Origin of the sequence: Empedobacter sp. UBA6305 (assembly GCF_002440405.1) — a bacterium.
Taxonomy (GTDB): domain Bacteria; phylum Bacteroidota; class Bacteroidia; order Flavobacteriales; family Weeksellaceae; genus Empedobacter; species Empedobacter falsenii_B.
In genome coordinates this window covers 1-9,703 of the sequence record NZ_DJTP01000024.1, presented here as the reverse complement: position 1 = coordinate 9,703, position 9,703 = coordinate 1, and the positions used below count along the sequence as shown (strand labels likewise).

Below are 9,703 nucleotides of genomic sequence, written 5' to 3'. Positions count from 1 at the left end.
AGTTTAAGGAGAGACTAATTAATCAAAAAATCCACTCAAATTGAGTGGATTTTTGCTTTATATAAAATACGATTATTTCGATTTTTTACGACGCTCTAATTCTTTTTCAATCAGCATCAATTCGCGTCCTGTTTGTCCTGCAACAGAAGTGTTTTCTTGTGCTCGACGAACCAAGTAAGGCATTACTTCTTTGATTGGCCCGTAAGGTAAATATTTTGCAATATTGTATCCTAAATGCGCCAAGTTGAATGAAATATTATCACTCATTCCAAATAATTGTCCAAACCAGAAATTTGGATTATTTTTCTCAATTCCGTTTTCGTTCATCAATTTGATTAACAATTCGCAACTTTCTTCGTTGTGCGAACCTGCGAATAAACCAAAACGCTCGTGATGAGAAGCAATAAATTCTAACGCTAGATTATAATCTCTATCCGAAGCTTCTTTGTTTGGTTGAATTGGAGATGGATAACCTTCGGCTTGCGCACGTGCACGCTCTTTCTCCATATATGCTCCACGCACAATTTTGAATCCTAAGAAATATCCTTCGCGCTCTGCTTTTGCATGCATTTCTTTCAAATAAGCCAAACGATCATGACGATACATTTGCAACGTATTCCAAACTAATGCACGTTTTGTGTTATATTTCACCATCATTTCGTCAGTCAAATCATCTGCAGAACCTTGCATCCAAGTTTCTTCTGCATCTACCATGATATTAACATCCAAATCATATCCTTTTTGACATACTGCCTCGAAACGTTGACGAATATTAGCCCAAGATTTTTCTTCTTCTGCAGTTAACGTTTGTTTCTTCCCTACTTTTTCAAATAATTCGATTCGACCAAATGCAGTTGGTTTAAATACTACAAATGGAATTGATTGATTAGATTTTGCTAAATCAACCAAGTGTAACATAACGTCACGAACTTCGTCAAATTGTTTTTCTTCTGTTAATCCTTCGATAGAATAATCTAAAATAGAACTTACGTGATATTTAAATAATTCATTTGCGACAACCACACCTTGTTCTGCCGTTTCTCCTCCTACAAATTGTTTGTAGATTGTTTCACGAATTACAGGTTTTACGAATGGGATATCTACCGCAAATGGTAAATTAAAAAACTTAGTTCCAAAACTTGTCAATGCGGGGCTTCCGATTAACTTGTATAAGTAATACGCTTTCTTTAAATCTTTATCTGATTTCGATTCGAAAGCAAACTGTGTATTGTCGAATAAAGACATGTGAGTTAACTATTTTTTGTGTTAATATAACGTTACAAATTTATAATTAAAACCTGATTAAACTAAAAAAACCTACAAGAAATTCTTGTAGGTTTTTGATATATTTTAAAGATTGCAAATAGTTGCCTATTCTTATCCTTTTTTAGCGTATTTGCTTCTGAATTTGTCGATACGTCCTGCAGTATCAACCAATTTAGTTTTACCTGTGTAAAATGGGTGAGATGTAGAAGAAATCTCCATTTTGATTAATGGGTACTCTACTCCGTCAACAACTAATGTATCTTTAGTATCAGCACAAGATTTTGTGATGAACACATCTTCGTTAGACATATCTTTGAATGCTACCAAACGGTAATTTGTTGGGTGGATATCTTTTTTCATTTTTTTAATCTTCTTTGTTAACTTTATTGGAGTGCAAAGATAATATTATTTACAGAATGTTACAATCAATTTTATTGAAAAAACATTTAAAACAATACATTAAGCAAATTTAATTTCGAGTGTAATGGGCTTCTTAAAATTAAACCTGCACTTCTTGTACACATTTTTCGTGGTGCAAATATAAACATTTTAGTAATTCGTACAAATATTTTTGGTGAATCTATTCATAAAAATCTATTTTTTATCTTTGTCCATCTACAATAAAACCTATTATTTGCTGTTTAAACTTATATAATGAATCATAATTTTATGAACGTAAAAACATTAATCGCCGGACTTGGTATTGCTTCTTTGATTGGTTTTCAATCTTGTCGCGATGATTTTGACTATGATCCAATTAGTTCTGAATTGCGCTTTAGCAAAGATACCGTTTCCGTAGATACCGTATATAATTTCTCTAAATCTGAAACCTATCTGCTTAAAATTTATAATCCTGAGAATGATGATCGCGTGATTCCAAAAATATATTTGACACGTGGAAATAATTCATTTTTCAATATAAATGTAGACGGAAAAGCAGGAACAAGTTTCGAAAATGTGCCGATTCGCAAAAAGGATAGTTTATTTATTTTTGTTGAAGTAAATGCTCAAGAAGCGCCTCTTAATCCGCTTTACGATGACGAAATTAACTTTAAAACAACCAATTCTTCTAAAAAAATCAAGTTACTTTCTTGGATAGAAAAAGCTAAAATTCATACAAAAGATGCTACAATTTCTTCTGCAAATTGGAATATGGACGAAGCCCAAGTAATTGACGGAAATTTAACTATTACAAGTGATTTAACAATTGATAAAGGTGCAAAAGTTTATTTCAAAAAAGGAGCAAGTTTAACAGTTGGAAACAATGCAAAACTTACTGTAAATGGAGCTTTGAATGAAGAAGTGAAATTTCGTTCAGCTCGTCATGATAATAAATACGATTCGATTCCTGATCAATGGAACAAAATCGAACTAGCTCCAAATAGTACATCAAAAATCAATTATGCAAAAATTATTGGTGCAGATACTGGTTTACACGTAAATAATTCGAAATTAGATATTAGTAATGCTAAAATTGTTAATAATCAATCGTATGGAATTTTAGCAACAAACGCTACAATTACAGGTTACAACTTGGTGATGAATAATAGTAATTTGGCAACTTTAGCAATAGAATATGGTGGTTCGTACGAATTTTATCATTCTACTTTTGCCAATTATTACAATTTTGCGACAAGTGCTGGTCCAGCTTATTCGCTTTTCTTGAGTAACGAAAACAATGATAAAAATGTTTCGGCTTTGACAAAAGCAACGTTCGGAAATTGTATTATATATAATGAACGCACGCCAAATGCTATTTTATTGGATAAAAAAGATGGTGCGGCTTTCAATTATTTATTTGACACCAATGTTATTCACAATGCGGATACTTCAGTATTAAATGTGACAACTGCGCCAAATTTCTTGGCAAGTATTACGTTAGATCCGATGTTTGAGAATACAAATTATTTCGCAAATAAATTAGCTGTGAAAAATGAATCACCTGCTAAAGGGAAAGGAAAAATATCTTTTGCGCAACAATATCCGTTAGATTATAACGGACAACCTCGAGGAACAACTCCTACAATTGGAGCATTTCAATAAAATAAATAAGGTCGAGTAAAACTCGACCTTATTTATTTATTATTTAACTGAACAGATACTTTTCCTTTAAAATCATCTCCTTTAAAATTGATTCTATAACTTTTATAAGATTCTAAATGAATAGATTCTTTTTTATTCATTTTTCCTTTCGAAGCACTACCTATTTGAGTTAATTCTTTTCCTATATAATCTACAATCGAAAAATCCATTAAACCATTTTTTTGTTTCACTTCATAATCTAATTCAAGTTCTATATCTTGATTTGTTTTCAAGAAATAATAAACTTCTCCTTGCATTTGTGTAAAGTCCAAAACGATTTGATTATTATTTCGTCTAATCACTTTTGTTGCTGAATATGTTGTTCCTTCTGTTTTATAAATTCCATCAATACTCAAATATCTTGACGCATTCGTTGACACATTCGAAACAGTTGAAATTGTAATACAAGATTGCACCAACATCACTGCAAAACACAATAAAATAAATTTTCTCATAACATCATATCTTTACTATTAAGATGCATGTTTTATAAAAAAGTTACAACAAAGATTTAAATTCTATTCGTTATTTCTCGTACCAAAACACCAACAACTCCTAAAATAACCACCTCATCATTTTCGTGTATTTGAACACAATCTTTGTAATTTAGATTTATCGCAATCAGTTTATTGTTTATTTTATCAAAGCGTTTCAACGTATAATCTTCATTATTAACAGAAACAATAATATCATCGTGATGCAACGGAATAAGATCTGTCCGAATCACCAAAATATCATTTTTTTGATAAACAGGATACATCGAATCTCCACCAACGACAATCAAAAAAGTAGATTCGGGATGCGTTAAATAACGTTCGTCCAAACTTATTCTATCGTCCACAAAATCTTCTGCAGGTGAAGGAAATCCAGCATTTACATGACCAAAATTCGGAATATATTTTTTCTCACCATCTGTATTTATAACAAAAAGGTTGAGTTCTTTGTCTAACATTTTTATCTCTCCATTCATTTTTTCTATCGTTTAATACACCACCAACAAATCTTTCCACTTGGTTGTATAACAAGGTGATAAATTATTTTGACGCATTTTCCACGTTTTATTCAAATCTTGCGAAGCTAATTTTATTTTTGCCGCACCAAATTTTTTGTTCAACAAATCGATGACTTTCATCAAATCTGGGTGATTTGGATTTTCTTCTTCAAAAAGCGATAATTGTTTTTGATCTGACGAAACAATTCCAGACACCACTACTCCAGCCTTTTTGTACTCATAACCATCTTTATAAATTTGCTCAAACGCTTTAATTGCAAATTTGGACAACGTTATACTTGAATTCGATTCGTAAGGTAAATGGACCGAAATTGTACGGTAATATTGTGGTTTATTTCTATCAAAATTATTGGTCTGAATAAAAACTGTAACCAAATTGCAAGAAGAATTCTGTTTCCGAAGTTTCTCTGCACACGAAACCGCAAAAGTAGCAACACGCTCTTTTACATATTCAAAATCGTTGGTATATTCTTCAAAACTACGCGTCGTTGCAATACTTTTCTTTGCCGAAATCGCTTCTAAATCTAACACCGCTTCACCTAACAAATCTTTTTTCAAACGCAAACCTACTATCGAAAATTCTTTCCGAAGAAAATCATCTTTTAATTGTACAAAATCCAACGCTTTATTGACACCGATCATTCTCAAACGTCGCGACATTCGTCGACCAATTCCCCAAACATCTTCAATATTTAACCATTTTAACGCTTTATGGATTTGTTCTTGAGTCTGAATAATATAAACCCCTTGATGAACTTCTGGAAATTTTTTCGCAATATGATTCGCTAATTTCGCCAAGGATTTTGTTGGAGCAATTCCTACACAAACTGGCAATTTTGTAAATTGATATATTTTAGATTTGATTTCTAATCCGTAATTTTTCAAATCAAAACGATCAAATCCATTCAATTTTAAGAAACATTCGTCTATCGAATAAATTTCCTGATCAGGCGAATACAACGATAAAATCGACATTACACGATTGCTCATATCCGCATATAATTGATAATTTGACGAAAAAACTTTGATTTTTTTCTGTTCAAAAATACGTTGAAATTGATGCGCAGGCGCACCCATTGGAATTCCAGCTAACTTTGCTTCGGCAGAACGCGAAATTACACAACCATCATTATTAGACAATACTACAATTGGCTGATGAAGAAGCTTCGGTTGAAAAACACGATGGCAACTGGCGTAAAAATTATTACAATCTATCAATGCGAACATAATACAAAGTTGAGAAGTTAAAACGCCACATTGTGTCATCGAAAATGTTAAATTATTCAAAAATAAAAAACCACTCAAATGAGTGGTTTGTATTCTTATTTAATTTTATATTTTTTATGCAAATCTTTTATTACAACAGCTGGTTCATAAACCGTTTGAAATTTTATCGGTTTACTGTTTTTGAAATATTGTACTTTCAGCCACGTATCATTATTATCTAACTTTGTATAGCTGTTACTTTTTTCCAAAACTTTATCGTTCACCGTACTTAAAATTGCAAAATAATCAAAATTATTACGCTGACCAATTTCTGCTGCTCTCAACAAAGCATAGTCAAACGTTTTGTCTTTTTTATTGTATTCGTTTCCATCAAAACTAACAATATAGGTATCATTGTTCACCTTTTCTTCGGTATAACCGCCTGTACCATTATCTTTTTGGTATGCAACAGCCTTGCTGTTATGACAACTTGCTAAAGCAAAAATGAAAGCTCCAGCACATAAAATTTGAGTTAATTTTTTCATATCATTATAATTGGTTATTGAGCTTTAACAAAAATTGTTCCTTTTAAGATATGTTTTTGATATTTCTAAATATTTTCTTAACAAATTATTTTTGAATAAAATACTTTGTTATAAACATTTCTGATTAACAGTGTGTTTTTTAAACATTTAAAATCAATTTTGGCACAACATATTTAACATTCTATTAACTCATTGATTCTAATAAAAATCATTTAAGTTTTAATGCTTTATCTGATAAACTCACCTATTTTTGTAAATCAATTATAAGTAATGAGTAAATTAGAAAAATATCTATTTTCTACCAGAACCATGACGGTCTTGCTATTCATCTACGCAATCGCCATGGGTTATGCCACTTTCATTGAAAATGACTACGATACGGCTACTGCAAAAGCTGTTATTTACGAGGCAAAGTGGTTTGAGGTATTAATGATTTGGTTGATCGTTTTGTTCTTAATGAATATCAAACGATACCGATTATGGTCAAAGGAAAAATTGCCTTTATTGGTTTTCCACTTAGCATTTTTGTTTATTTTTATTGGAGGAGGAATTACTCGTTACATCAGTTTCGAGGGTGAAATGCCTATTCCAGAAGGAGGAACAAGTAACGAAATTACATCGTACAAATCTTATTTCAAGATGATGGTTGATGATGGTACACAACGTTTGGCGTATGACAATCATCAATACAATATGACGTATTTTGACAGAAAAGATAGTACAAGTTCTTTGTTCCGTAGACACTTTGAAGGTGAATATCAGTTCAAAGATAAAGTCATTAAATTAAAAACTTTTGATTACGTACCTCACGCTTTAGATACGGTTGTAAGAAAAAAAGAAGGAATTAATGTTTTAGAAATCGTGACAGTTGGACAAGCTGGACGTAATTCTGTTTTCATCAGAAATGGTGAAATAAAAAGTGTTAATGGAACTTTAGTTTCGTACAATAGACCGCAAGATGGTGCGGTACAAATTACTGGAGAAGGAGAAAATTTGGTTATCAAATCGCCTTTCGAAGGAGAATATGTACAAATGGCTGGACAACAAGTTGGACAAATTACAGACATGCAAAAATTGCAAGAAGGTGCTGGAAAAGTTGAATTTAATGTTCCTGCTCCATTAAAACTACGTTCGTTATATACAATCAACGGAGCGCAATTTGTAGTTCCAAATCCGGCTTTCAAAGGTGAAGTTTTATATAGACAAGGTTCTAAATTTAAAGCAGAAGAAAAGAATCTACCTGGTGCAATTAGAGCCGAAGTTATTGTTGGTGATAAACGCGATACAGTGACAATTGTTGGTGGAAAGGGTGTCACAAATTATTCTGCTGATGTACAAATTGACGGAATGAATATTTCGTTAGGTTACGGTTCTAAATTAGTAAAAGTTCCATTTAGCATTCGTTTAGATGACTTTATTTTAGATCGTTATCCTGGTTCTACAAATCCTTCTTCTTTCGAATCTAACATTACAGTTATCGACGAGGGAAAAGAAACAAAACATCACATTTATATGAACAATGTAATGGATTATAAAGGTTACCGTTTCTTCCAATCGAGTTATTTTCCAACGGAAGACGGAACTATTTTACAAGTTAACCAAGACTGGTGGGGGACTAACATTACCTATTTAGGATACTTCTTATTATTTGGAGGAATGTTTGTTTCATTATTCTGGAAAGGAACTCGTTTTACGCAATTAAACTCTCTATTAAAAAGTTTACATACCAAAAAAGTAAATATTTTACTTCCATTATTTTTACTTTCTGGATTAGCATTTGCTCAAAATCCAAGTACTACTGATGGAGGAAAAAATGGACATCAAAAAATTCAGACTGATTCGGAAAAAGGGAACGTTCATTCATCAGAGCACATTGGTAGTTTTTCTACAAAAATGGCTGATGGAGATGAATTAGCGAAGAATGTAAAAATTCCTGACGAACACGCTGATAAATTTGGTCATTTACTTACACAAGATATCGAAGGACGTATAAAACCTCTTAATACACAAGCTTTAGAAATCCTTAGAAAAGTTTATAAAAAAGATAAATTCCACGGATTATCTGCCAATAAATGGTTTATTTCTTTGCAATTAGACCCTGCTTATTGGGTAAATGCTCCGATGATTGAAGTTGGAGATAAAGGAGGAGATCGTTTAAAGAAAATTACAAGCGCAAACGAAGATGGTTACACATCTTTAATGAATTTGATCGATCCAAAAACGACTCGTTTTAAATTAGATAAAGCCTATAACGAGGCATTCTCAAGAAAACCTTCAGAGCGTTCTAAATTTGATGAGGAAGTAATTAAGGTTACAGAGCGTTTCAATATTTTAGATCAAACTGCAAAAGGATATCAATTAAAAATAATTCCAGTTCAGAATGATCCTTCAGAGCGTTGGACTTCTTGGATTTATCAAACACAAGAAAATCCTGTAGAAATCGATACAATGGCACTTGGAATGATTAGTGTTTATTTTAACATGGTTTCGAAAGGATTAGAAAATGGTAATTGGACGCCTGCAGATAATGCGGTAGATTATATCGATAAATACCAACAAAAATGGGGTAAAAATGTTGTGCCTTCTCCAACAAAAGTTGAGATAGAAGTGTTATACAACAAATACAACGTTTTCTTTTGGGTGATGATTGCTTATTGTATGGTTGGTGGAGTTTTAATGATTTTATCCTTCATTCAGTTATTTTCAGAAAGCAAAGCACTTCATCGAATTATCAATGTTTGTTTGGGATTAATATTTATTGTCTTTATCGTACAAGCCGCAGGACTTGGTGTTCGTTGGTATTTAACTGGACACGCACCTTGGTCTAATGGTTACGAAGCCATTGTATTTATTTCATGGATTAGTGTTTTAGCTGGATTGTTATTATACAAAAACCGAAACGCATTTATTCCAACAACAGGAGCTATGGTTGCTGTAATTATGATGGGATTTGCACACGGAGGTTCTATGTTAGATCCACAAATTACACCACTTGTTCCTGTACTAAAATCATATTGGTTAATTGTACACGTTGCGATTATCGTTTCATCTTATGGTTTCTTTGGATTAAGTGCTATTTTAGGAGTTTTCTCATTAATTATCATGATGATTAAACCAAATAAAAAGATTGAAATTTCGCTAAAAGAAATGACTTACGTTTCTGAAATGTCATTAACAATTGGTATTTTCTTACTTACCGTTGGTACATTCTTAGGAGGTATGTGGGCAAACGAATCTTGGGGACGTTACTGGTCTTGGGATCCAAAAGAAACTTGGGCTTTCGTTTCTGTAATTGTTTATGCAGTTGTTTTACATATGCGTTTAGTTCCAGGATTGAGAGGGAAATTTGCCTTCAATGTTGCAGCAATGTGGGCTGTTTGGACAGTAATTATGACGTATTTTGGCGTTAACTATTACTTATCTGGATTACACTCATACGCAGCCGGAGATCCAATTCCAATTCCATTCTGGGTTCCTGCAACAGCAGTCGCAATGTTAGTTTTATCTATTGCAGCTTGGTATTTCCAAAACAAAGTTTACCACGTAAAATCAAAAAATTAATTTCTTTAAATATGTAACGTCCTGAAAAAAT

8 protein-coding genes are annotated in these 9,703 nt (G+C 32.3%); 2 read left to right on the top strand and 6 right to left on the bottom strand.

Annotated features, from left to right (window positions below; all coding sequences use genetic code 11):
* Nucleotides 1–72: 72 nt before the first annotated feature.
* Together B3M86_RS06455 and B3M86_RS06450 are read right to left on the bottom strand one after the other, a co-directional pair.
* Nucleotides 73–1,245 carry a proline dehydrogenase family protein gene (locus tag B3M86_RS06455; protein WP_115001213.1) on the bottom strand — a complete coding sequence of 391 codons (1,173 nt, stop codon included), beginning with the start codon at nt 1,243–1,245 and terminating at the stop codon, nt 73–75.
* 132 nt (nt 1,246–1,377) lie between these two features.
* Nucleotides 1,378–1,626 (bottom strand): type B 50S ribosomal protein L31, encoded by a 249-nt coding sequence (locus B3M86_RS06450; protein ID WP_038335685.1) that lies wholly within the window; start codon nt 1,624–1,626, stop codon nt 1,378–1,380.
* Nucleotides 1,627–1,920: 294 nt separating this feature from the next.
* Here B3M86_RS06450 and B3M86_RS06445 point away from each other — a divergent pair, with 294 nt between their 5' ends.
* Complete coding sequence (locus B3M86_RS06445) at nt 1,921–3,309, top strand: hypothetical protein (protein WP_257468169.1); 1,389 nt, start codon at nt 1,921–1,923, stop codon at nt 3,307–3,309.
* Nucleotides 3,310–3,341: 32 nt separating this feature from the next.
* Here B3M86_RS06445 and B3M86_RS06440 read toward each other — a convergent pair whose 3' ends face one another.
* Genes B3M86_RS06440 through B3M86_RS06425 form a run of 4 tightly spaced genes read right to left on the bottom strand, consistent with a single transcriptional unit; the run spans nt 3,342 to nt 6,111 of the window.
* Entirely contained in the window at nt 3,342–3,803 is a 462-nt protein-coding gene (locus tag B3M86_RS06440; RefSeq protein WP_291076231.1) for a hypothetical protein, read from the bottom strand.
* Nucleotides 3,804–3,859: 56 nt separating this feature from the next.
* Complete coding sequence (locus B3M86_RS06435) at nt 3,860–4,318, bottom strand: LexA family protein (RefSeq protein WP_115001214.1); 459 nt, start codon at nt 4,316–4,318, stop codon at nt 3,860–3,862.
* A gap of 12 nt (nt 4,319–4,330) precedes the next feature.
* Nucleotides 4,331–5,665, bottom strand: coding sequence for a Y-family DNA polymerase (locus tag B3M86_RS06430; RefSeq protein WP_306459994.1), 1,335 nt, complete (start codon nt 5,663–5,665; stop codon nt 4,331–4,333).
* A 17-nt stretch (nt 5,666–5,682) separates the two neighbouring features.
* On the bottom strand, nt 5,683–6,111 hold the full coding sequence (locus B3M86_RS06425; RefSeq protein WP_180906237.1) for a CC0125/CC1285 family lipoprotein: 429 nt from the start codon (nt 6,109–6,111) through the stop codon (nt 5,683–5,685).
* Nucleotides 6,112–6,381: 270 nt separating this feature from the next.
* Here B3M86_RS06425 and ccsA point away from each other — a divergent pair, with 270 nt between their 5' ends.
* Nucleotides 6,382–9,672 carry a cytochrome c biogenesis protein gene (gene ccsA / locus B3M86_RS06420; RefSeq protein ID WP_125349100.1) on the top strand — a complete coding sequence of 1,097 codons (3,291 nt, stop codon included), beginning with the start codon at nt 6,382–6,384 and terminating at the stop codon, nt 9,670–9,672.
* Nucleotides 9,673–9,703 lie beyond the last annotated feature (31 nt).

Bases quoted from the DNA above. Each gene is read 5' to 3' on its own strand.
- B3M86_RS06455 (WP_115001213.1), bottom strand. From the start codon at position 1,245: ATGTCTTTATTCGACAATACACAGTTTGCTTTCGAATCGAAATCAGAT.
- B3M86_RS06450 (WP_038335685.1), bottom strand. From the start codon at position 1,626: ATGAAAAAAGATATCCACCCAACAAATTACCGTTTGGTAGCATTCAAA.
- B3M86_RS06445 (WP_257468169.1), top strand. From the start codon at position 1,921: ATGAATCATAATTTTATGAACGTAAAAACATTAATCGCCGGACTTGGT.
- B3M86_RS06440 (WP_291076231.1), bottom strand. From the start codon at position 3,803: ATGAGAAAATTTATTTTATTGTGTTTTGCAGTGATGTTGGTGCAATCT.
- B3M86_RS06435 (WP_115001214.1), bottom strand. From the start codon at position 4,318: ATGAATGGAGAGATAAAAATGTTAGACAAAGAACTCAACCTTTTTGTT.
- B3M86_RS06425 (WP_180906237.1), bottom strand. From the start codon at position 6,111: ATGAAAAAATTAACTCAAATTTTATGTGCTGGAGCTTTCATTTTTGCT.
- ccsA (WP_125349100.1), top strand. From the start codon at position 6,382: ATGAGTAAATTAGAAAAATATCTATTTTCTACCAGAACCATGACGGTC.